Annotated in this window: 25 protein-coding genes; 8 read left to right on the top strand and 17 right to left on the bottom strand. The window is 56.7% G+C overall.

Annotated elements, in window-relative coordinates:
- Positions 1-28 precede the first annotated feature (28 nt).
- The 10 genes from N8E88_RS30550 to N8E88_RS30595 form a co-directional block, all read right to left on the bottom strand.
- Positions 29-679 carry a hypothetical protein gene (locus N8E88_RS30550; RefSeq protein WP_262293802.1) on the bottom strand — a complete coding sequence of 217 codons (651 nt, stop codon included), beginning with the start codon at positions 677-679 and terminating at the stop codon, positions 29-31.
- A 3-nt stretch (positions 680-682) separates the two neighbouring features.
- Positions 683-1,690 carry a hypothetical protein gene (locus N8E88_RS30555; RefSeq protein WP_262293803.1) on the bottom strand — a complete coding sequence of 336 codons (1,008 nt, stop codon included), beginning with the start codon at positions 1,688-1,690 and terminating at the stop codon, positions 683-685.
- 185 nt (positions 1,691-1,875) lie between these two features.
- Positions 1,876-2,310, bottom strand: a complete 435-nt coding sequence (locus tag N8E88_RS30560) for an RT0821/Lpp0805 family surface protein (RefSeq protein WP_262295690.1) — start codon at positions 2,308-2,310, stop codon at positions 1,876-1,878.
- A 74-nt stretch (positions 2,311-2,384) separates the two neighbouring features.
- Positions 2,385-3,686 carry an ATP-binding protein gene (locus N8E88_RS30565; protein WP_262295691.1) on the bottom strand — a complete coding sequence of 434 codons (1,302 nt, stop codon included), beginning with the start codon at positions 3,684-3,686 and terminating at the stop codon, positions 2,385-2,387.
- A gap of 262 nt (positions 3,687-3,948) precedes the next feature.
- Positions 3,949-4,617 (bottom strand): response regulator transcription factor, encoded by a 669-nt coding sequence (locus tag N8E88_RS30570; RefSeq protein ID WP_262293804.1) that lies wholly within the window; start codon positions 4,615-4,617, stop codon positions 3,949-3,951.
- Between the two features lie 34 nt (positions 4,618-4,651).
- On the bottom strand, positions 4,652-4,903 hold the full coding sequence (locus N8E88_RS30575; protein WP_262295692.1) for a hypothetical protein: 252 nt from the start codon (positions 4,901-4,903) through the stop codon (positions 4,652-4,654).
- A 93-nt stretch (positions 4,904-4,996) separates the two neighbouring features.
- The gene (locus tag N8E88_RS30580; protein WP_262293805.1) at positions 4,997-5,215 is read right to left on the bottom strand and encodes a hypothetical protein; all 219 of its coding nucleotides are present in this window, start codon (positions 5,213-5,215) and stop codon (positions 4,997-4,999) included.
- A gap of 178 nt (positions 5,216-5,393) precedes the next feature.
- On the bottom strand, positions 5,394-6,659 hold the full coding sequence (locus N8E88_RS30585; RefSeq protein ID WP_262295693.1) for a DNA-packaging protein: 1,266 nt from the start codon (positions 6,657-6,659) through the stop codon (positions 5,394-5,396).
- Positions 6,619-7,155, bottom strand: a complete 537-nt coding sequence (locus tag N8E88_RS30590) for a hypothetical protein (protein WP_262293806.1) — start codon at positions 7,153-7,155, stop codon at positions 6,619-6,621. The genes N8E88_RS30585 and N8E88_RS30590 overlap by 41 nt, the downstream gene beginning before the upstream one ends.
- Positions 7,156-7,387: 232 nt before the next feature.
- Positions 7,388-8,020 (bottom strand): LysE family translocator, encoded by a 633-nt coding sequence (locus N8E88_RS30595; RefSeq protein WP_262293807.1) that lies wholly within the window; start codon positions 8,018-8,020, stop codon positions 7,388-7,390.
- A gap of 267 nt (positions 8,021-8,287) precedes the next feature.
- Here N8E88_RS30595 and N8E88_RS30600 point away from each other — a divergent pair, with 267 nt between their 5' ends.
- The 5 genes from N8E88_RS30600 to N8E88_RS30620 all read left to right on the top strand — a co-directional run bounded on the left by N8E88_RS30600 (position 8,288) and on the right by N8E88_RS30620 (position 12,290).
- The gene (locus N8E88_RS30600) at positions 8,288-10,435 is read left to right on the top strand and encodes a transglycosylase domain-containing protein (protein ID WP_262293808.1); all 2,148 of its coding nucleotides are present in this window, start codon (positions 8,288-8,290) and stop codon (positions 10,433-10,435) included.
- 45 nt (positions 10,436-10,480) lie between these two features.
- Positions 10,481-10,765, top strand: coding sequence for a type II toxin-antitoxin system RelE/ParE family toxin (locus N8E88_RS30605; RefSeq protein WP_262293809.1), 285 nt, complete (start codon positions 10,481-10,483; stop codon positions 10,763-10,765).
- Positions 10,766-10,777: 12 nt separating this feature from the next.
- A complete protein-coding gene (locus tag N8E88_RS30610) occupies positions 10,778-11,062 on the top strand; it encodes a HigA family addiction module antitoxin (protein WP_262293810.1) in 285 nt (94 codons plus the stop codon).
- A 105-nt stretch (positions 11,063-11,167) separates the two neighbouring features.
- Positions 11,168-11,752, top strand: a complete 585-nt coding sequence (locus N8E88_RS30615) for a DUF1214 domain-containing protein (protein ID WP_262293811.1) — start codon at positions 11,168-11,170, stop codon at positions 11,750-11,752.
- The gene (locus N8E88_RS30620) at positions 11,745-12,290 is read left to right on the top strand and encodes a DUF1254 domain-containing protein (protein WP_262293812.1); all 546 of its coding nucleotides are present in this window, start codon (positions 11,745-11,747) and stop codon (positions 12,288-12,290) included. The genes N8E88_RS30615 and N8E88_RS30620 overlap by 8 nt, the downstream gene beginning before the upstream one ends.
- A 37-nt stretch (positions 12,291-12,327) precedes the next feature.
- Here N8E88_RS30620 and N8E88_RS30625 read toward each other — a convergent pair whose 3' ends face one another.
- Positions 12,328-12,519 (bottom strand): hypothetical protein, encoded by a 192-nt coding sequence (locus tag N8E88_RS30625; protein ID WP_262293813.1) that lies wholly within the window; start codon positions 12,517-12,519, stop codon positions 12,328-12,330.
- A gap of 330 nt (positions 12,520-12,849) precedes the next feature.
- On the opposite strand from N8E88_RS30625, the gene N8E88_RS30630 reads away from it, so the two are divergent.
- Complete coding sequence (locus tag N8E88_RS30630; protein ID WP_262293814.1) at positions 12,850-13,809, top strand: DUF2336 domain-containing protein; 960 nt, start codon at positions 12,850-12,852, stop codon at positions 13,807-13,809.
- Between the two features lie 175 nt (positions 13,810-13,984).
- Here N8E88_RS30630 and N8E88_RS30635 read toward each other — a convergent pair whose 3' ends face one another.
- The 5 genes from N8E88_RS30635 to N8E88_RS30655 form a co-directional block, all read right to left on the bottom strand.
- Positions 13,985-14,332 carry a DUF1491 family protein gene (locus tag N8E88_RS30635; protein ID WP_262293815.1) on the bottom strand — a complete coding sequence of 116 codons (348 nt, stop codon included), beginning with the start codon at positions 14,330-14,332 and terminating at the stop codon, positions 13,985-13,987.
- Positions 14,333-14,473: 141 nt separating this feature from the next.
- Positions 14,474-15,346 carry a peptidoglycan-binding domain-containing protein gene (locus tag N8E88_RS30640; protein WP_262293816.1) on the bottom strand — a complete coding sequence of 291 codons (873 nt, stop codon included), beginning with the start codon at positions 15,344-15,346 and terminating at the stop codon, positions 14,474-14,476.
- On the bottom strand, positions 15,321-17,132 hold the full coding sequence (locus tag N8E88_RS30645; RefSeq protein WP_262293817.1) for a sensor histidine kinase: 1,812 nt from the start codon (positions 17,130-17,132) through the stop codon (positions 15,321-15,323). Before N8E88_RS30645 ends, N8E88_RS30640 begins: the two co-directional genes overlap by 26 nt.
- A 335-nt stretch (positions 17,133-17,467) precedes the next feature.
- On the bottom strand, positions 17,468-17,794 hold the full coding sequence (locus N8E88_RS30650) for a MocE family 2Fe-2S type ferredoxin (protein ID WP_262293818.1): 327 nt from the start codon (positions 17,792-17,794) through the stop codon (positions 17,468-17,470).
- 20 nt (positions 17,795-17,814) lie between these two features.
- Complete coding sequence (locus tag N8E88_RS30655) at positions 17,815-18,873, bottom strand: fatty acid desaturase (RefSeq protein ID WP_262293819.1); 1,059 nt, start codon at positions 18,871-18,873, stop codon at positions 17,815-17,817.
- Positions 18,874-19,002: 129 nt separating this feature from the next.
- Between N8E88_RS30655 and N8E88_RS30660 the strand changes: the two genes are divergently transcribed.
- Entirely contained in the window at positions 19,003-20,034 is a 1,032-nt protein-coding gene (locus N8E88_RS30660; protein WP_262293820.1) for a LacI family DNA-binding transcriptional regulator, read from the top strand.
- A gap of 94 nt (positions 20,035-20,128) precedes the next feature.
- Here N8E88_RS30660 and N8E88_RS30665 read toward each other — a convergent pair whose 3' ends face one another.
- Positions 20,129-21,139: a methyltransferase gene (locus N8E88_RS30665; RefSeq protein WP_262293821.1), complete on the bottom strand. Its 1,011-nt coding sequence runs from the start codon at positions 21,137-21,139 to the stop codon at positions 20,129-20,131.
- Positions 21,140-21,645: 506 nt separating this feature from the next.
- On the opposite strand from N8E88_RS30665, the gene N8E88_RS30670 reads away from it, so the two are divergent.
- A complete protein-coding gene (locus N8E88_RS30670; RefSeq protein ID WP_262293822.1) occupies positions 21,646-22,104 on the top strand; it encodes a DUF5330 domain-containing protein in 459 nt (152 codons plus the stop codon).
- Positions 22,105-22,124: the final 20 nt, after the last annotated feature.

Consider the following 22,124-nt stretch of genomic DNA (forward strand, 5'->3'; position numbering starts at 1 on the left):
GCAATTCGCCGCAAAAGGTTGCAGGCTTTCATAGCTCCAGCGGGAACGGCGTAGACTCCCAGATATGTTCCATTCCGAGAGCTCTGGCCGCCGCGGCTTCCAACCGGTGTAGAGTTTTCGCGATATACACACGATCCCCAGCCCCTAGAGCAGTATGAAATTCAGGAAAAAATTTGACAAGGCGTTGATCAAACCAATATTCCACTGGCCACATTTGCAAGGCTGCATCAAAATCACCATGGGCTGCTGCCAGCATCATGTTGGGAAATTTGAGGCGCTCGAAGGCACCGAAAAAGACCTTCGATTTCCCATTCTCATAGGTCTTGTAATCATCGAGGGAAGCAATCGAACGCAACCGATGTAAAACATTTGCTTCGATATGCGCTCTCATGGCCTCTACGGTGTCGGGCTTGGTCACATCCCAAGTGCCAACGGATTGGTCATAGAGCCGTTCTGAGTTCCATCCCCAAAATCCGTACTGGCGCACGGGTTCGAGCGCCAGCATATCTGTGACGACCTCTGGTACGAAGGCCACTTTGTCGATACTCCGGTCGACGAATACGCCGCGTGTTACATGGTAAATTGGTTTAACAAGAAGAAAGCGCCCAATTAGGGCCAAATCGGAATGCCGATCTAATAGTGGCTTTAACGCCTGCCTGACCTGAACAATCGTAGTCATATTTCAACGTTCATCCGGATTAACTTCCACAACAACAATATCTTCAATATGCGGATAATGCTTATGTGCCGTGTTTCGCAATTCTTGAGCCCGCGGAACGCTGATGCCTGCTTTTCCCGTCTTGAAATCATAAATGCAAACGCGACTATTCGTTTCGGGACCCAAAAGGTCAATACGAATAGTGTTTTTCAAGGCGTACTTGCCGAAGTTATCAATGCTCTCTTCCGCTGCAACCTCCTCCGCAAATTTCAAATATGATCGTTCGGTGCGCAGAATGCTTGGATATTTTGCGTTGGCGAGATTCTTCAAATTGGTATGTGCAGCTGTGCCAAACAACCACGGCGTCTCGTAGTTAGACCTTGGCTCCGCCAGGTTGACTGCCTCGTTCGCAAGCGACTGGACGATGCCAATTTCCGGGCAATACTTTTTAACCTCATTCTTCGTCAACAGTTCGACAGTCGCCTTGGCCTTCGTACCTGGCTGAAGTTGATCGTCCTTATCCCAATCTTTTGGACGACAGAGCAGGACCGGCTTGAGGCTCGGATCCCGCTGATTGGAGAGCCGGTTATATTCGGCAATGGCATCTTCTGCGGGTAACAGCCCGGTGGAACGTCCTCCCTCACGCAAACGGTGAGGTGCAAGCAGGATGCCAGAACCCATTCCTCCGCCGGCTATGCCGCCGCTTCCACCGCCACCCAAGGCCATGGGGGATGAAAGCGGGTCTTCACGACGCATGTATACCGGCTGCACCAAGCCTGAGGATCCACCACTCTCACCGGTCCACTGCCCGCCGTCTGGATTTCCCGCTGAAACACGGGGCTGGTCGGGATGGAAATTCGCCTTGCGTCCGAGAAAATAGGAATCGACGATATCCAGGAAATCCTCGTTCATCCTGATCTCGGCCTTGATCAGGGCCAGCATTGCGGCATCCGGTTGATGGGTGTGAAGTCTCATTTTCGCAGCAAGGATCCGCTGTTTGGCTGATATTCTCAGCAACATTTCTTGTGACATGAAATACCCTCGTTCTGTGAAAAAATTCCTATTGAAAATTAATTTTGTGGTTCACGGGACATGCCGCGGGATGATCACAAGCTGAAATGAAATAGCCTATCCAGAGCAGGTAACTGTTATCCTCGAGGGTTGCTCGCGGCTGACTCCGTCCGATTAAAAAGAGATTGCCTTGGGGCGCCGAGATTTTACGTCAAAGGCGTCCAGCTGCCGTCCTCGTTCCTGCAAGCAGTACCGCGCGCTGATTGCGGTGTACCATCAATGCGCACCGTATGCGTGTATTGGCGGCAATTTTGCGAGCCGACCTGATAAGGCTGCGCTGCAACGACTTCGCCGGTGCGGCTGCCGCTGCTGTTTTTCCATTCGACCGTCTTGCCGGCAGGCGAATATTCCAGCGCCTGATATTCGGCTTGCAGGGCCCGCTTGCGATCCGATGCGTCCAGAGATGGGTTGTTTCCGATCAAACCATTGCCGAGCGCTGCGAGAACCCCCGTTGTAGCCGATTTCGAGCCACCCGTCAGCTTGCTCAGCGTACTTCCGCTATTGCTCTTGGGCGCCGACGTCGTGGAACATCCGGCTAGAACAACGACGGCAAGCAGGGAAATGACTATATGGAATTTCATCATCAGTCCGTTTTAAGGGTATCCTGTATACTGGTCTTTTATGGCCTGATTAGTCGCTCGCTTGCAAGCTCGATTCAGGCAGCCGCAACCGGAAGTGTCAGACGTGCCGCCAAACCACCAAGATCAGGGCTCCGCTCAAGCCGCAGCGTACCGCCATATTCGCGAACTGTGTCGTGTACGATCGACAGACCGAGACCTGTCCCCGGCTTGCTTTCATCCAGGCGCTTGCCGCGTGTCAGCGCGTCCTTGATCTGCCTTGGCGCAAGACCATCCCCATCATCTTCGACGCTGATTTCAAGTCCGCTATCCACCTTCGCGAGTGTAAGCCTGATAACACTGCGACCCCATTTTCCCGCATTTTCCAGAAGGTTGCCGACAACTTCTTCGAGATCTTCCTGCTCACCGGCAAAAATCGCATCGTCCATGTAGTTGTTGAACTGAACATCCATCGATGGATTGAGCTTCATGGTGACGCGCACCAGGCGGGTGAGGATCGGGGTGACCGGCGCGCGAAACACCACGCTGTCGCGCTGCGCGGCGATGCGCGCGCGCTGGAGATAGTGCTGCACCTGAACCTGCATTGCCTCGCTCTGTTCGGCGATAATTCGCCCTTCACTCCCGCCGATCGTCCGGCTCTCATTTACCAGGACGGAGAGCGGTGTTTTGAGCGAGTGCGCCAGGTTGCCGACCTGCGTGCGCGATCGTTCCATGATGCGACGATTATTGTCGATCAGCGCGTTCATCTCGCGCGCGAGCGGCGCGATCTCGTCGGGCAGACGTTCATCCAGCCGCGAAACCTTGCCTTCCCGGATATCGGCGAGGGAACGGCGAACACGATCGAGCGGTCGCAGACCGAACAGGATCACGGCCGCGTTGATCAGCGTGCCGCCAAGAGCAAATATACCAAGGTAAAAATAAAGCGTGTTACGGAAATGAGCAATTTCGCCCTCGACCTCGCTCAGATTTCCCATAACCCTGAATCGGGCAACGCGATTTTCCGCGTCGAGAACAACTTCGGTTTCGACAACGGAAAGCTGCTGGCCGTTGGGACCCGGTTCTATATAAGAGCGTTGAAACGACGTATCGAAGGGAACATTGAGTGTCGAGGGCGAGTCTATCTCCCTGTCACCCAGCGAGACCGATTTGAGCGAACCCTTCAGATTGTCTGCGACCGGTTCGACCGACCAGTACCAGCCGGAAAGCGGGCTCGAATAGCGCACCTCCCCCGGATCTGGACGTCCAGCAAGCGTGCCGTCATTGACGCTGACCGAAGCGATCACGCTGAAGAGATGGGCGGAAAGCAGCTGTTTGAAGCTCTGGAGGCGCGATTCGCCGTAAATCGTCGAAATGATGGTGGCGATGGCAACGAAGGAGATGATGGTCCATAGCGTCGAGAGCATGATGACGCGCAGCGACAGGGAACGCAGGCTCGGAAGATAGCTGGTCAGCGGGATTATCAAACGTTGTCCTGCCCCGTTGTTGAGGTATTTGGCGGCCTTGGAGCCGTTCGGAAAATCGCTGCAGCGAGGCAGATGACGAGGTTTTCGAGAACCGGAGCGCAGCGTACTTGAAGTACGTGAGCACCGGAAGCACAGAAAAGCACGTCAGATGACCGCCGCAGTAGAGTTTCAAACGGCTCTACGATTTGCCCTGCGACTTGATTCTGTATCCCATCCCGCGGATCGTCTCGATAAGATCCATACCCATTTTCTTGCGCAAGCGGCCAACAAACACTTCGATCGTGTTGGAATCCCGATCAAAATCCTGATCGTACAAGTGCTCGACCAGCTCCGTTCGGGAAACCACCTCGTCCATGTGATGCATGAGATAGGATAATAGCCGGAACTCGTGCGAAGTGAGCTTCAGTGCAGTACCGTTGACTGTCGCCTTCGATGTCTTGGTGTCGAGCCGCAGTGGGCCGCAGGTGATTTCCGACGAAGCATGACCCGCAGCGCGCCGGATGAGGGCTCGCAGACGCGCCAGAACTTCCTCGATATGAAATGGCTTGGCGACATAGTCGTCGGCACCCGCATCGATACCGGCGACCTTGTCGCTCCAGCGGTCACGAGCGGTGAGCAGCAACACGGGCATCACGCGCCCGTCCCGGCGCCATTTTTCAAGGATGGTCAGTCCATCCATTTGCGGCAGGCCTATATCGAGGACCACGGCGTCATAGGGTTCCGTGTCACCAAGAAAGTGGCCCTCCTCGCCATCGGAAGCCTTGTCGACCACATAACCGGCATCGGTCAAAGCTTCGACAAGCTGGCGATTAAGATCACGATCATCTTCGACGACGAGTATTCTCATGCAGTATTTCCCTTGCCGGCGTGGATCAGGCGAATCAGCTTGCTGGTACGGCGACTTCCACACGGCGCGGACGTTCGCCATCCTTGCCGGGGATCAGCACCACCACGACGCAGACTTCCTTGCCGTTCTGCACAACCGAGGTGGCCCGCGCAAGTGTCCCGCCTTGCGAATCGGCCACCCGTTGCCCCACAGAGGAGCAATCTGCAGCAAAGGCGGTGCCGGCGTTGAGGACGCCAGCGACCGAGATCAGGCCCGCAAGGGGCAGGGAGATAAAGAGGTGTTTCATCATGGCGTCATTATTATCGGTTGCTGTCTGAACGATGCATGAACGTTTGGTAATGTGACTATCAGGATTGCCACAAGTTCACGCCTTTTAACACTATATTTCTTTACGTGTTATGAGCGTCTTAGCGCTGACTCGGCCAAAAAGTGCAACAATCCCACTCAAGGCGGTCACAAATTGCACGATTGTATCGGTAAATGCCTCTTGGTCGATGCCCTCGGTGGAGAGGTGAAAGAAGCTTGAACAGGATAGCAGGATCGTCACGATGGACGCCCAGACGGTCTTCGACAGATACCACGCTTTTTCAGTGCTCATCGTAAATTCCTTTTTTCAAATGGGGTGAACAGGAGTCTGTCAGGATTCATGTCAGGGCGAGGCGAAAGTGATGGTTTCGAGCACCGGAGGGTAGCGTACATTTGGTACGTGAGCACCGGAGCGCAGAAAACGCCATTTGCAGACCGCCATGGCGTGAATCTCGACAGACCGCAGAAAATCAATTGACCTGTAATTTAATGCGGGCAGCCCGCCCTGGCCCGACTACGGTCGAAATCATCGCAACACTGAAGTCGATTTCGGCCATCAGGATGCCAAGATCGCTGAGAGCCCAGACCAGCGCGTCCACCCGATCCGGCGAGCGGCCGTTCGACAAGCCATTATGCGCGAAGTCGCACATTTCATCCTCCAGCAGGGGAAAGCGCGCCGCATGGCGCACCCTGCCCTGTTCGTAGAGTGCCGCGATCGGCTCGGCCCGCAGCGCCTTGCCGCGATTGGCCCGCACCGAACGCACGGGAACGCTATCGTCCTCCGCTGCGATCACCGCGGCCACCATATCGCCGCCCTGATTGACCTCGGCAATGATCAAATCGGCCTCCAGCCTGTGAAACAGCGCAATCGCCCGTCTCGCCCATTCATGCGGCTTGGCCGGTGCGAAACTCTCGTCAGCGAGCACCCAGGCCATGCCATTCTCGTCGAGGCCCGCCGCCACGATACCGCAAGCATCGGATTTCTTCGTCGCGCTGGCCGGAGGATCGATCGCAACGACGATCCGCTTCAGCTCCGGCACGTCTGACGAGAACACGTTCTCCATCGTCAGCCGGGACCACAGCGCGTCCGGGCTCTCCTCGATCAGCTCGCCATCGAGTTCCTGCCGCCCGAGCCGCGTACCGCCATAGAGGCCATTCACGTGCTTGACGAAACCCGGCGCGAGATTGGCGGCGTTCTCCTGCATTCTCATGCGGCGTACACGAATTGCCGGATCGGCGAGCATATTCTTCAGCAATGGCAAGGGCCTTGGCGTTGTCGTCACCACCTGCCGCGGGTTGGGCCCAAGGCGCAGGCCGAATTGCAGCATATCCCAGGTCTCCTGCACATGTTTCCATTTTGCAATCTCGTCGCACCAGGCGGCATCAAATTGCGGGCCGCGCAGGCTGTCCGGGTCCTCCGATGAAAACATCGACGCCGTGGCGCCGTTGTGCCAAAGCAGGCGCCGTCTTGTCATCTCGTAGCGGGGACGCTCGGCGCGCGAGACCGACATGATCCCCGATGGGCCATCGATCATGACTTCGCGCACATCCGCCAATGTTTCACCGACGAGCGCAATGTTGCACGATCCTTCGGATGCGAACGGAGGGAGATGCAGAGCCACCCCGTTGACCCATTCCGCACCCATCCGTGTCTTGCCGGAACCTCTCCCCCCGAGTATCAGCCATGTCTGCCAGTCAGAGCGTGGCGGCTGCTGGGCCGTCCTGCCCCGGAACATCCACTCCGCCTGAACCGCCTGCGCTTCCCTGTTGTTCAAGTTCCTTTCGGACCAACTGTCTCGCTCGGATGTCGGCAAGTTCATCGATCCTTTCATCAATCTTTTTGAGCACTGCGCGAAGCTCATCGGCACTCAGGCTGCCCACGGTTTGCGCTCTTGTGGTTGCAAAGCGCTCTTGCAGATCGCTCACGCGTTCAATGGTGCGGGCAAGAAGCGCCAGCGCGTCCAGCCTCACTTTGCCTGACGCTCCTTCATCCAGCGAGGAAAGCGTATCCAGTTCCTTGCGCAGAAGATCCATGATCCGCTGGACAAGACGCAATTGCCGGTTTCCCTGTTGCATATCGCTATACGACAGACCGTCACGATTGAGCGCTCGCAGGAACTGGCCTTCTGTCAGTCCGAGCAGCGGCACGATTTCGGCTGCGGATATTCCATACTCGCGGCATAGCGCAAATGCGCTCCGCCGGCGCATGGCGGCGGCAAAATTGACTATCATGGATTGTCCTTGAGATAGCGTCGGGCACTTACTCCTCCACCCATATGGCCGAGAAGTCACAATTCCGACGATGACTAAAACCTACAGGACAACCGTACGCAGTCAAGGATTATTTTCCTAGTTATGATATTTTTCTTATTGGGTTTAGGCGAACCGGAGCGCAGCGTAGTTTAAGGTACGTGAGCACCGGATCGCAGAAAATCGCCATTTGCAGGCCGTCCTGGCGTGAATATCATGCTGCTGCTTTTTTCCAACTTAAAGCCAGCATCCCTGCCCCGATCATCAGCGATCCGCCTGTTTGGTTCACGATGCGCTGGACCTTGGGCTTGCGGATGGTCTGGCGCGCCATCGATGCCATCACGGCGTAGGTTCCGGCATTCAGCGTTGCAAGTATGAGGAAGGTCGTTTCGAAGATCACCATCTGTGTGAAGATCGGGCGGGTCGTATCGAGGAATTGCGGCAGGAAAGCCACGAAGAAAATAATGCTTTTGGGATTGAGAGCAGTCACCACGTAAGCGTGGAGGAAGATACGGTAGGCCTTCTCGTTCTTTTCCGGCATTTCGCCGGTTTCAGGATTGGCGATCGGCGCACGCCAGAGTTTGATGCCAAGGTAGATAAGGTAGGCGGCACCTATCCATTTCAGGACGGTGAAGATCGCTGCCGATGTCGCAAGCAAGGCGCCCAGGCCGAGCATCGACGCGGTCATGGCGGTGAAATCACCGAGTGCAACGCCCGCAACAGTCGCCGCCGCAAAACGCCGGCCATGGCCAAGTGCATAGGAGATGACGAGAAGGATCGTCGGTCCTGGAATAGCGAGAAGAATTGCCGATGCAGCAACGAATGCCAGCCAATGCTCAATGGACATGCCTGTGCTCCCAATTGGAAAAAAGACACCAATCCATCGGAATTATGCAATTGCAAGTGGAAACTTTTCGGCAACAGTCCCGGTGAAATCTTGATATCGGAAGCGCTGACCCTTGTGGCACTAAGTATAAAGGCGGTATTCTTTTTGCGGGATGAAATGACCATATTAGAGCTTAAACAGCCGCTTCAAGAAGCTGTTAAGTGATATCCGCTAAACCATGTGCCTTCAGTGAAGGTATGGCTGAGCACAGGGCAGGCAAGAAAACCGATGGAAGAGCCCAGGCAAGGCAAGGAACGCAAGCGATTCAAGGTCTCGCCACTGCTCGGGCTTGACGCCTGGATCGATTCGACCCTTTACGACTTGCGCTTTCGCCTCGCAGAATTCTGGGAAGACACCACCATCTTCTTCCGGCGCTTCCATGTCACGGGCTGGCGTCGCGCTATATTCGAAGTTCTGGGCGAAGCATTCACCTGGGGTACGGTCGGTTCCGTGCTCATGCTGACGCTGGCCATACCGGCCTTTCATGAAACCGAAAAGAACTGGCGTACGCGCGATGATTTCGCCGTGACGTTCCTCGACCGCTACGGCAACGAGATCGGCCAGCGTGGTATTCTGCACCGTAGCGCCGTACCCATCGACGAATTGCCGGACCACGTCATCAAGGCCGTCCTTGCAACGGAAGACCGCCGCTTCTTCGACCATTTCGGCATTGATTTCCTCGGACTGTCGCGTGCCATGACGGAAAACCTGCGCGCCAATTCCGTTGTCCAGGGCGGCTCGACCATTACCCAGCAGCTGGCAAAAAACCTGTTCCTCAACAATGAGCGAAGCCTTGACCGCAAGATCAAGGAAGCTTTCCTTGCACTATGGCTGGAGTCGAACCTCAGCAAGAAGGAAATCCTGCAGACATATCTTGACCGCGCCTATATGGGCGGCGGAACGTTCGGCATCGCGGCCGCTTCCGAGTTTTATTTCGGCAAGAGTGTCAAGGACGTCAATCTGGCGGAGGCGGCAATGCTGGCCGGGCTGTTCAAGGCGCCGGCGAAATACGCGCCGCATGTCAACCTGCCGGCAGCCCGTGCCCGCGCCAACGTGGTGCTCACCAATCTCGTCCAGGGCGGATTGATGACCGAAGGCCAGGTTGTTGGCGCACGACGCAACCCGGCAACGGTGGTTGATCGCGGCCGTTCGGAAAGCCCGGATTATTTCCTTGACTGGGCATTCGACGAGGTCAAGAAGGTCGCGCAGAAAATGCCGACCCATACGCTCGTCGTCCGCACCACCCTCGATACGGGGATCCAGAAGGCAGCGGAAGAATCCGCGGAATATCATCTTCGTCAGTTCGGCAAGGAATATCACGTCACCCAGGCCGCCATCGTCGTCCTCGAAAACAACGGCGCGGTCAGGGCGATCGTCGGCGGCCGCGACTATGGCGAAAGCCAGTTCAACCGCGCCACGGCCGCGCTGCGGCAGGCGGGCTCGTCGTTCAAGCCCTATGTCTATGCTGCTGCCATGGAAAAGGGCATGACCCCGAAGACGCTGGTCTCCGGTGGCGCGGTTTCCTGGGGCAACTGGTCGCCGCAGAATTACTCGCGCCAGTATCTGGGCAAGATCGATTTGACTACCGCACTGGTCAAATCCATCAATACAGTTCCCGTGCGGCTCGCCAAGGATTACCTGACGACCGCGCCCATTGTTGCCCTGACCAAGGCCTTTGGCGTTGAATCGCCGATCAGCTCGCACAAGACCATGGTGCTGGGCACCTCCGGTATGACCGTCATGGATCAAGCGACCGGTTATAATGTCTTCGCGACCGGCGGCATCGCCGGCATGCGTCATCCCTTCACGCAGATTTTGAGCCAGAATGGCGATGTCCTGTGGGACTGGAAGAAGGATGGTGTGAAACCGCATCGGGTGCTTTCGCAAACGGCGGCAGACAACATGAACATCATGCTGTCGCAGGTGCCGGAATGGGGCACTGGCCGGCGTGCCGCTTTGCCGATGACGCGGGCGGCGGGGAAGACCGGCACCACGCAAAGCTATCGCGATGCATGGTTCGTTGGCTTCACGGGCAACTACACGGCCGCAGTCTGGTTCGGCAATGATAATTTCACGCCGACCAAGGAATTGACGGGCGGCATCCTTCCGGCAATGACCTGGCAGCGCTTCATGAACTACGCGCATCAGAACATCGATCTCAAAGCGATTCCGGGCATCGATCCAACAATGCCGAAGCAGGAAAAAGTAGCGGCGGCAGAGGCGGAGGCCGTTGACGATGACGCGCTGAAAGCGGAAGAGCGGCCACGGGTTCTTTCAGGCGCCACCGCAACGGCCATCCGTGAAATCGGCCAGGCTCTGAAAGCGGCGCCGCAGCTCAAACTACCGATCCTGCCCTCGAAAGTCTCGGCACTGTGATTTTTTTACGATTGACGTACAGCGTAAAAAACTTTATCCAGCTGTATGATCCTGACTTATCGTGACAAGCGGACAGAAGCATTTGCCCGTGGAGAGTTTGTCCGCGAGTTTCAAGGATTTGAGCGCCAGGCGTATAAACGGTTGGAAATCCTTGAAGCGGCAACAAGCCTGGCAGAACTTCGCATGCTGCCGAGTAACCGCCTCGAAGCGTTGAAAGGCGATAAGAGCGGACAATTCAGTATCAGGATCAACATGCAATGGCGAATTTGTTTCGAATGGCCTGCGAGCGCAGCAGGCCCTTCGGATGTCGCAATCATCGACTATCATTGAAAGGAAAGGGCTATGCCTCGTCCAGCTATTCATCCCGGCGAAATTCTGGCCGACGAACTTGGCGAACTGAATATCAAACCAACCGAGTTGTCGAGGCAAATCAATGTTCCTCCCAATCGGATAACACAAATCATTCATGGGAAGCGCGCTATAACCGGTGATACCGCCGTCCGCTTGGGCCACTGGTTCGGAACCAGTGCGCAGTTCTGGCTCAATCTTCAAAGTGCCTATGACATTCGCTTGGCTGAAGAAAAGTCGGGGGCCGAAATCGCCCTTCTTCCAACACGGTTGCAATAGACAACCGTCGAATAGTTTCGTGTCGTCGGTCTATGAGAGGTTGAACGCATCTCGCCACACCGCCTGCCCTTGCTTCCAGCCATTGCTCCCGTGTAGTCATCACACATGCTTCGAAATGTTCTCCTCGCCCTCATTGCGCTTGTGATTGCCGTCGGCGGCGGCACGCTGAGCGCATGGTATGCGGTCAACCGTTTCGATGGCTTTGGCGTGCTCACCGTCGGCCAATGGACCGGGCATCCAGACGCCGGCACCCCCCTCTCCGATCCTTATGCGAAGGCGCGGGCTGCCCGCGAAGGCGCCTTTCCGCTTGGATCCGCCGAAGGCCTCGCCTTCTACGCCTATGATGACAATCGGGGCCAGGCACTCGACCGGCGCTGCTCGTACAGGATCGAAGGCAATAGCCCCAATTCGCGTTTCTGGACCCTCTACGCAGCCGACCGCTCGCTCGTCGCACTTGATCCGGGTAAGGACCGCCTGCCTGCGCTGCATTCGCGGCAAATATTCCGCCAGGAGAATGGCCGGTTCGTCGTGCTCGTTTCGCCCAAGGCGCAACCGGGAAACTGGTTGGCGACGACCGGCGCGGGACGGATGGTGCTGGTGATGACGCTCTATGACACGCCTGTCGGCAGCAATTCGGGCCTCGTCGACATGACGTTCCCGGCGGTCACGAGGATCAGCTGCGATGGGTAAGCTTTTTCGCGCCCTGCTCTTCGGTCTCATCGGCGCCGGCATCGTGCACATCGCGGTCGTGCTGCTCGTGCCCTTCTATTCCGATCGCAACGCCTGGTCGCGTATTTCCGCCTATGGCGACGACTGGCAATTCCATAGCGTGACCCGAAAAGGAGCGCCCGGCACCGTGCCGCTCGCCTTCGATCCACTGTTTCAGGCAGCAGCTTGCCGCTTCGATATAGAGGATCTCCCCGCCCACATCACCGGCGTCGGCACGACCCCTTACTGGTCAATCTCCGTTTATAACCGCCAGGGTGAAAACATCTATTCGATCAACGATCGCACGGCGATTGCCGACCAGCTCGATCTCGTCATCGCGACACCGCTGCAGATGATCGAACTCAACAAGACCAAGCCTGCAGCGGCTGAAAATTCCGTGCTGATCGAGGCCGACATGGATGAAGGCTTTGTTGTCATCCGCAGTTTCGTGCCGGACGAGTCGTGGAAAGAGGAAATCGATTCCTTCCTGAAAAGTGCCAGCTGCACGCCGCTGCTTTGAGCGTCAGAAAGGACAAACCCGAGCAACTGGCAGCAGTTCAGCCCGGCTGCGGCATCGTATCGAAATATCTGCGTGGCGGTTTTACTTTGGTGCGCTTTGGCACTTCCGGTGCATAGCGCTCATAGCGCACGCCGGGAAAAATCGTGATTTCGGCGCTCGTCTGCCGTTCGTTGTCTGCAATGGTGCGGCGCTTGGTTGCGCTGCCTGGAAATGTGATGACCAACCCCATATCGCCCATCCGTTTTAGGATGTGTCGAAATTCGCGATCATGACGAGGCGGAAACGGTGGTTTTCGAGAACCGGAGTGGAGCGTACTTGAAGTACGTAAGCACCGGAAGAACAGAAAAATGCCGTTTGCAGGCCGTCATGGCGTGAATATCAACGCATCCGAGTTCGTTGATCTCCTTGATACGCAGATGCTTACGCGCGCACGATTTGCGCCATAATTTTCAATAGCCCGCCGATGGTTAACGGTTTGCTAAGGCTTCGCAGCTAATTTTAGCCATTGTTTAGGGTTCTGGGCTCGTAACCTCGTACTGCGTCTCGTGGAGTTCTGTTCGTGAAGTATCCTGAGTTTCGGGCGCTTGAAGACCGCAGTAGCGGCAGCAAGGCTGACGATCTCCTGACAGCGTCGATTACCGCCTTCTGCTGTGTCACAAGACCGGCAAAGAGCGATGCGCAGCAACTCGAGGACCTCGCGGTCCCGCTGCTCGCCCTTGCTTCGCAGCGCGTGCGGCGCCATGCGGCGGCGGCTTTGTCGGAATTTTCCCACGCACCGAAACGGCTCATCATCGCGCTTGCGGAGGACGAGGTCGATATATCCGCGCCGCTGCTGTTACGCTCGCCGGTCCTGAATACGTCCGACCTGATCGACATCATCGCGCATAAGGGCCTTGGCCACGCGCGGGCCATCGCGCGGCGCGAGATCACCGATCCCGAACTTCTGCACGTGCTGCATGGGTTCAATGACCCTGCCATCGAACGTGCTTTGACGCCTCAACCGAATACCGTTCATGGCAGGGAGAGCGACATGCCCGACACCACCCTTACGCCGGAATCGCCGCGCCTGCGCGAAACGCGTGAGGCACTGAAGGCGCTGATGCGGGACAGCGATGCCGGCTTCTCCAGCGATCAGGCTTTGGCCGAACATCTGGTCGATGCGGCGCTTCTGGATCAGACGACTTTCTTCGAACAGGAATTTGCCAAGGCGCTTGACCTGGATGCCGTCGGTGCAAAACGCATTATCGGCCATGGCCTGAATGCGGAACTGACGATCGCGCTGGCGTCTCTCGGGCTTTCTGCCGAGGCCGCGCATCTCGTCCTCACAGGGCTGTTCGGCCTCGTACACAAGGATCTGCATTCGCTGCGCCTCTTCGTGCAATCCTATCGCCAGATCGATCAGGAAAAAGCCGAGGCGACTGTCGAACGCTGGAAGACACAGGAAAATTCACAGAAACTGCGGCAGAAATTGCGTGAGATGGCCGCGGACTTCGAGAACGGAGCGCGCAAGGTTTCTTGAGCTAATCAAGGATTTGCGTATCTGCTGTGCGTGGTTCGACAAGCTCACCATGAGGGAAACGGATTGATTGCAGGTAGCCAAGTTCTGCGACGGCAGTGATTATCTTTGCAGCCCACAATCTCCCTCATGGTGAGCTTGTCGAACCACGCAGAATGGTTTTGCATTCTCTCTTACCTTAGGTCGCTGCAACCGGAAACAGCTCTGCGCGATCTCCGCGATAATCCTCGATCTCGACGATCCACAAATCCCGATCCCAGCGCTTCTGCTTTTCCAGATCGTCGTTGATTTCCATTTCGGCCACGCCGGTCTTCAATGGCGTGAACAGCCGCTCGTCTGGCTTGGTTTCATCATAGACCATCTGCGGCGCCGGCCCGAAAAGATCGTAGCTCCCGTCAGCATTGCGAAACTTGATGAAAATAGCGCCCGCTTCCGCCGCGCCCTTGTTGCTCAGCGCAGCGAATGCACCGGAGCCGTTCACGCGCCTGACCAGCGCGGAAACCCAGAATTCAGATGTCAGGCGCATGATCCAAGTCCTTGGCGGTGGAAATTCGGTTCATGATGAGCCGAAAATGGTGGTTTTAGAGCACCGGAGCGGAGCGTACATTTGGTACGTGAGTACCGGAGCGCAGAAAAACGCCATTTGCAGGCCATCATGGGCCGAATTTTAATTGATGAGGCCGATTTCCTGCATCTTTGCAAGCAACTTTTGGTCGGGCTCGCCGGTCACCGGCAGGCGGAACAGCTTCTGGAACTCGCTCACGGCACTTTTGGTGGACGTACCTACTTTGCCGTCGATCTCGACCATGTCATTGCCGAATGCACGAAGGCCTGCCTGAACCCGTACGATCTCTGCCGGCGACAATCCGCCAGCGCTCGCGACGGCTGCACTGTCCTCCGACGGACTGGTCGAAACCTTTTGGATTGTAGCCTTTTCTTGCGTCTGTTCAGGCTTCTTCTCCGGTATGGCAATGCTCGCGGTGGTCTCGCTGGCATTGTCGACGGCCTGCTCGGGTTCGATGCCCATGGCGGCCGTTGCCTTGCGATAGGCGTCGATAGCAGCGCGGGTTCCCTTGCCGGAAATCCCGTCGACAGTGCCGCTGTAAAAACCCAGCGCCAGCAGTTTCTGCTGCAGCTTGGCCACTTCCGGATCGCCGCCCGGCGCCAGAACCGGGTCGCCATTGATCGCGGCGGCAATCGGGTCGGGGCTCTGGGGAACGGGAACAGATTTTACCTTGCGAATGGGCGCATCGGCTGATTGGGCCTGCGACGTGCCACCCGGCAACGAAATATTGCTTTGCTTGACGGGTTTGAAGACGAGTTCCGGCCGCGTGCGGAAGAAAACGCCTTCATGCACATGCGGCTGATACCAAAGCGCATTGGCGGAGATGAAGCCGAGAGTCACAAGGAAGGCCGTCGTGCCGCCGGCAATACCGGGATTGCTGGCGATCAGACTGCCGGTAGCGAACACAGCCACAGCGAACTTGCCCCGCCTCGGAGCGCGTCGCTTGCTGCTAGGCCGACTTACGGGCTTCCTCATGGGAACCTCCCTGGATATCGCTTTCGATCTTGAATTCGACAATGTTCGCCTCGTCCGAGAAATGTTCGATCACGGGACCGTCAAGGGGAATGCGCACATCTACAACCGTGCCCTGCCCCGGAGTACTCTTGATCCTCATCTCGCCGTCATGCAGCCCGACAAGGCCCTTGACCGTGGCAAGGCCAAGGCCCGTGCCTTCGTGGTTGCGCGTGTAGTCGTTCTGCACCTGCCGGAAAGGCTGGCCCAAGGTCTTGAGGTCCGCTTCGGCGATGCCGATGCCCGTATCGCTGACGGAGAAGGCCAGCATGTTGTCTTCGATCAGCGCATCGATGGTGACGACGCCGCCGCTTTCGGTAAACTTGATGGCGTTTGAAACCAGGTTGATCAGCACCTGATTGATAGCGCGGCTGTCGGCAACGACATTGCCGATACGCGGGCTGACACGATCGCACAGCGTCACGCCTTTTTGGGAGGCCTGATGCGCCATCATGTCGTGCACCATGGTCACGGCATTCTTGAAGGCGAAGCTCTCCGTGAATATCGGATAGGTGCCCGCTTCGATCTTCGACACATCCAGAATAGCGTTGACGACGGAAAGCAGATGGTTGCCCGACTGGTTTACAAGTTCCACGTATTCGCGTTGCCGCCCGTCCGGCAGCTTGCCGCAGATCTCCTGCAGCAGCACATCGGAAAAACCGATGATCGAGTTGAGCGGCGTGCGCAGTTCATGGCTGACCGAAGCAAGGAAACGACCCTTGGCAATTTCAGCTGTTTCGACCTCGCGGCGGGCAATTATCAGCGCATTGCGGTCGGCGACGGCTTGGGAAATATCGGTCGCGACAACGACAAAACCTGTCTCCTGGCTGTGCGGCACGGCACGCAGACGGTAGGTGGCGAAGCGCACGCTATGGGCGTGTTTCGACGTGGCGCCCGGCGCAACGCAGCGCAGCTTGACCTCGGCTGTCGCAGTCGAAGCGCCGCTCTTCATATCCGACAGGAAACTCAAAAACTGCACACGATCCGACACATGCACACGATCGAGCAGAGGCGTACCAATCAGGAGATTGCGTGCGATGCCGAACTGGCCCTGCGCATTGGGCGACAGCGAGACAATGAGCCCGTCCGTCCCAAGACTGAACACGACGCCGTCGATAGCGTTCTCGAGATCGGCCACGCGATCATCGCGGCGGGCAGCAGCGCTGAGGGCGGCGATAGTGCCAGCTGTTCTGACAATGAGTGTCGCCAGATAACTCAATGAAGCAAGCAGCACCAACGGCGACAATGTCACGCTGTCACCTGCCCGCATCGCAACGACGAAGAGCATTGCAAGCACCACCCCGGCGGCAATGCCAGCCGGCAGGCGAATGGATTTCTCATTGCGGCAGACAAACCAGCTTTCGAGAGGGATCGCTGCAGCCATGATCCAGAGCAGCAGATTTGTCGACGGCGCGGTGACACCGATGGTGGCGACAGACAAGGAATAGAATATGAGCGCGCTCATGCCGACCGACGCACTCTTCTTCGATACCGAAAGCGCACCGCAAAAGATCATCGGAAGCGCCAGAACGCCGGCAACCAAGCTCAGCACCGCATCGGCTTCACCCGCGATCGAGTGGCTGGTGATCAACGCGACGGCCAGCATCAGCGGCATGCCGAGAAACGCGCCGGCCATACGGGCATCCCGCTCGGCGGTGGCACCACCCGCAGCGGACGGGCTGACCCAGCGCTTGCACAGGCGGTTGTAGCCTGCGGCAATTCTGGATTGTGTGACGGAGTGGATCGGCACCGATTTTTTCCTGCTTTCCGCGAAGTCCGGCCGGAGCCGGATAAGTCGCGGTCATTTCCTGAATGTTCTCTGCAACATTCCTGTCGGCGTTAACTTTTGCAGATGAGGCTTTAAGGAAAGGATAAAGCCGGGCCCCAGGACGCCGCGCGAACCGTGTTTCAAGCGATTGTGACGGTCATGGTAAATGAAGGGTTTCGGCTTTGAGCAGCTTTGCCGTCCGAATCGCAAAGCATCGGTTTCGCGAACCGCTTTTGAAAGCGGAAGGGACCGTAAGGACTGTAGGGTTTCGTCAGGGCCGGCGCGGACGCCAGCCCCAGTGCTTCACAATCTCTCTCTTACAAGGCAATCAGGATTTTGCCGTCTTCGACTTTCACCGGGTACGTCCTCAGATTGACACAGACGGGCGCGCCCTTGGCCTGGCCCGTCCGATAGTCAAAGCGCCCATTGTGCTTTGGACATTCGATGACATGGTCCATCACCAGTCCGTCGGCAAGATGGACCTGTTCATGCGTGCAAAGCCCATCGGTTGCATAGTATCTGTCATCGGGCGAACGATAGATCGCAAAGGTCCTGCCGTTGTAATCGAAACGAACGACATCCTCCTCATCGATATCGTCGGCCTCGCAAGCCATAATCCAGTTTTCGATGTCAACGCTGCTCATAATTTTCCTCCTCGGTTGTTTTATTCTGCGGCCACGGCATGCATCGGCAGCGGACGGCGGACGTACCAGCCCGGATCCTTCACCTGCCGCAGCACGGCGGGAATGATTTCTGCATAGCAGGCCCACAGGCCCTCATAGGCGGGCGGGCACTCGTCCTTGATCATCTCATGCAGTCTGGGAAGATTATAAAACGGCACCATCGGGAACATGTGATGCTCCACGTGGTAGTTCATGTTGATATACAAAAAACGGAAGACCGGATTGGTTTTCCAGGTGCGCGTGCTCAGACGATGATCGCGAATATCCTCCTGCATGCCGGCGTGCTGCGTGAGGTTAAAGAGCTGGGCCATGGAGCCGCCGTAGAAACGGGGCAGCACTACGAACATTGCCGGCAGGATCGATTGCGTCAAAACGCACGCAACGATGACGGCAATGAATACCGCGACAAAGGCTCGCGATGACCAGAAGACCTTGCGCTTCTCCCCTTCCGGAATGAAGTGGCGTCCCTCCTCGTTCAGGCTTCCGAATGCATGACTCACGATAGAGGCGATCTGGGTCAGTCCCGACTTGATGAAGAAGAGATCAAGGAACATGCCCATGATGTCGGGCGGGCGTGGCACGGCGATTTCCGGGTCGCGGCCGACAAAAAGCGTTTCCGTGTGGTGGCGCGAATGGCTCCAGCGCCAGTAATGCCCCTCATGCAAGGTCATGAAGCCATTGAGATGATAGAGAATCTCGTTGATCTGGCGCGTCTTGAACGGGGTGCCATGGGATAGCTCATGCGCATGATGGTCGGCCATCGAATAGACCAGCCCATAGACGATGAAGGCCGGAATGCACCACCACGTACCCCATGTCAGGTATGCTACGATCCCGGAACCGACGAGAAGCGCCAGCCAAATTCCGAAATGTCGTAGACCTGCTGCATCGGACCGCTTGATGAGTTGCTTGAATTCTTTCCGATCCACCTTCGCCGAAAACCATTCGGCCTCGACCTTCTCCTCGAAGGCATCGCCCGTTATGACGGCGGCACCGTCGGCGTTGCCCACCAAGGCATAACTTCGAATTCCATCACGCATTTCGGCCTCCCTGACGAACCCGGAAAATACGTCGACAGGCTCGCTCATACAATTGGAATGAAATATTTCCTTTCAAAAACTGTCCGGTTAAGCAACAATGACGTGAAAGAATTCTTTTATTGAGGTCATATGCGCCGTCCCAACATGACCACGCTCGCAAAGGAAGCCGGAGTCGGCCTTTCTACAGTCGATAGGGTGTTGAACCGCCGTGCGGATGTGCGGGAGGAAACCGCAAGCCGCGTGCTGGAAGCAGCCGAGAGAATCGGGTTCTACGCCACGCCGCTGCTGCGCCAGCGGCTGAAGACCGACGCACCCCAAAAGACTTTCGCCTTTCTTCTCCAGCAGAAGACGACGGCCTTTTATGAACTACTGGGAACTGCACTCCGGGAGGCCGTTGAGAGCAGCCCCTCGATCCGTGGAAAAGCGATCGTCGAGTTCATGGACGATCTTACGCCCGGAGCTGTTGCCGAGACGCTAAGACGCGTCGGTCGTGGTGCTGACGGCGTCGCAATCGTCGCGGCCGACCATCCGGGCGTTACGTCCGCCATCGACGAGCTGACGGCCAGACACATCCCGGTCATCGCGATGATTTCGGATCTGACTGCTCCATCGCGCGCCGGTTATGTCGGTCTCGACAACAGAAAGGTCGGCCGAACCGCAGGCTGGCTTCTTGCCAACATGATCCCTGCCCCGTCTGCGGTGGTAATCTTTGTCGGCAGTCACCGCTATCTCTGCCAGGAAGCCTGTGAGATTGGCTTTCGAGCGTTCCTGCGCGAGAATGCCCCACATCTTCATCTTCTCGAACCAGTCGCTACGTTCGAGAGCGACCAGTACGCGTTCGAGGCAACCCTCGACCTCGTAAAGCGGCATGAAAGCGTCAAGGGCATCTACGTCGCCGGAGGCGGTATCGGAGGAGTGATGGCGGCAATGAAAGAGCTTGAGGCCGACAAGCGCCCTCAGGTTATCGGCCACGATCTGACGCAAGCGACAAGTGTTGGCCTCGTCAGCGGCACGCTCAAGGCGGTCCTTTCTCATCCCATCAAAGAAATTGCCAAGGAAACTGTAGAAATCCTGATCGCCCGCACCTCGGCACCCCCCGAGGCACCAGGCATCACGCACCAAATTCTGCCAATGCAGATATTTACGCCAGAAAGTGTCTAGCAATGCGTCGCGGAGGCGTATTTTCTTTCATTCGACGCCGATTAGAACATGTTCGCGCCAAGTCTAAAGCAACCACTAGCCATATCGCGACAAGCTATCTCAATCCGATCACCATCGAATCCGGGCCGACAAGCGGTTCCACCCACGTTTCTGAAAATCCGGCTTCGCGCATCCAGGCCCGACAGTCTTCTCCAGTGTAGTCGAACCCGCCAGCAGTTTCGATCAGCATATTCAAGCTCATCAAAAGACCGAAAGCATTTTCCCGGCGATCATCATCGATGATGGCATCGTAAACAACGACCGCGCCACCTTTCGGAAGAGCATCAAATGCCTTGCTTAGAAGCATCTTTTTCTGTGCAAGGTCCCAATCATGAAGGATGTGACCCATGACGATGACATCAACTTTCGGCAGAGGGTCCTCAAAGAAATCCCCTCCCTGAAACCGCACTCGGTCCTCCACCCCGCGGTGAGCTATAAATTCTTCGAAGACTGGCTTGACCGAGGGAAGGTCGAAGCCGATGCCGTTGAGGTGGGGATGGGCTTGGGCAAGAGTGGCGGGTACCATGCCCTGAGCTGAACCGAGATCCATGAAGGTCTTATAATCTTTCCATGGGAACTTGGCGGCGATAGCGTGGGCCGCCCCCGCGCTTATTCCACTCATAGCGCTCAGAAATCCACGCAATCGTTCCGGATCGGCATAAATTGCCGCAAAGAAATTTTCCCCTCCACCCTTCGCCTCGTTCTGCAATTCGCCGGTGCGCAGGGCCTCCGTCAGCGATCCCCAGAAGCCATAGAGCCGGGCATTCGCCATCTCCAGGATACCGCCAATATAGGATGGCTTGGCTCGATCGAGAAAGATCTCCGTGTCTGCGGTGTTGCTGTAGATGCCGTTTTCGCGTTCCAGCAACTTGAGAGCCACCAACGCATCGAGAAAGTCTCGGGCTGATCGCTGATGCAGTGCAAGTTTAGTTTGAAGCGTCGGCAGGTCGGCCGGCGCATTCGCCAAGGTGCTAAATACGCCTAGTTCGACAGCACTCAAGAGCGTTTTGGATGCCCAAAAGCCCATACCAACTTGCATTATATGTTCTGGTGTTGCTGTGCTCACGACTTGGTCCTCCAAGTAAATAGGTTCAGCCTTGGTCCGGGCACGGTGCTGCGAGATGGTTGCAGGGGCTCGTTACGGCTTCGTTTCAACAGCTAAATACCATCATAGCATATTGCTCGGCAGTGGCGAAGCCGAGCGATGGGTTCGCAGCCAGTAAGCAAGCGCTGTTACTGAAACGGCCTGGTTCCGTCCCCCACATGGTGGCTGTCACCTCAACACCATCTACCCGTCAGCAGTTATTAATCGTTCGTTTCTATGATCGTTCAAATGCAGAAATGCGTTTCAACGGGTTTTTGCCGGATCTGTGTCAGTGTCTCAGAGCCTGACCGAAAATTCGTCAAGGGGTGGCGAAAATGGTGGTTTTTGAGCACCGAAGCGCAGCGTACGTTTTGGTACGTGAGCATCGGAGCGCAGAAAAAACGCCATTTGCAGTCCGCGTTGGCGAATTTACGTTCGGGCTCTCACCATGAAGGGGTGAAATAGCGACACTATAGAGGACTGCTGAAATGTTCTTTCTGATCAGGTTTGCGATCAAGTTCTGCTTCTGGATGATGCTGATCTCCTTGTTCATTCCGGTGGACTCGAAGGATCAGCCACAGGGCGCGGGCCAGCCCGGCCCGATCGAGGCGTTACTGGCTGCGCAGGAGACGATCAGCGATCTCAGCGATTTCTGCACCCGCAAGCCGCAGACTTGCGAAACCGGCAAGGCTGCACTCGCCAATGCCAGCGTACGCGCGGGCGAGGTCGCGAAGGTCGGCTACGAGTATCTTGATGCACGCATGGGCGAGGATTCGAAGGAACCCGGCACACAAAGCGCCGAAACAGAATCTGGCCAGGGAGACGCCATCAAGGCGAAACTGCGTGAAATGGCCTTGCGCGAAATTCTCGATGCCGCAACCCGTCAACGTGAACAGGCGAACGAGGTCGACGACAAGACCCAGACCGGGACCGTTTCCCCGAAGTGACAACGCTTTTTTGATTAAAA

The organism is Phyllobacterium zundukense, from assembly GCF_025452195.1.
GTDB lineage: Bacteria > Pseudomonadota > Alphaproteobacteria > Rhizobiales > Rhizobiaceae > Phyllobacterium > Phyllobacterium zundukense_A.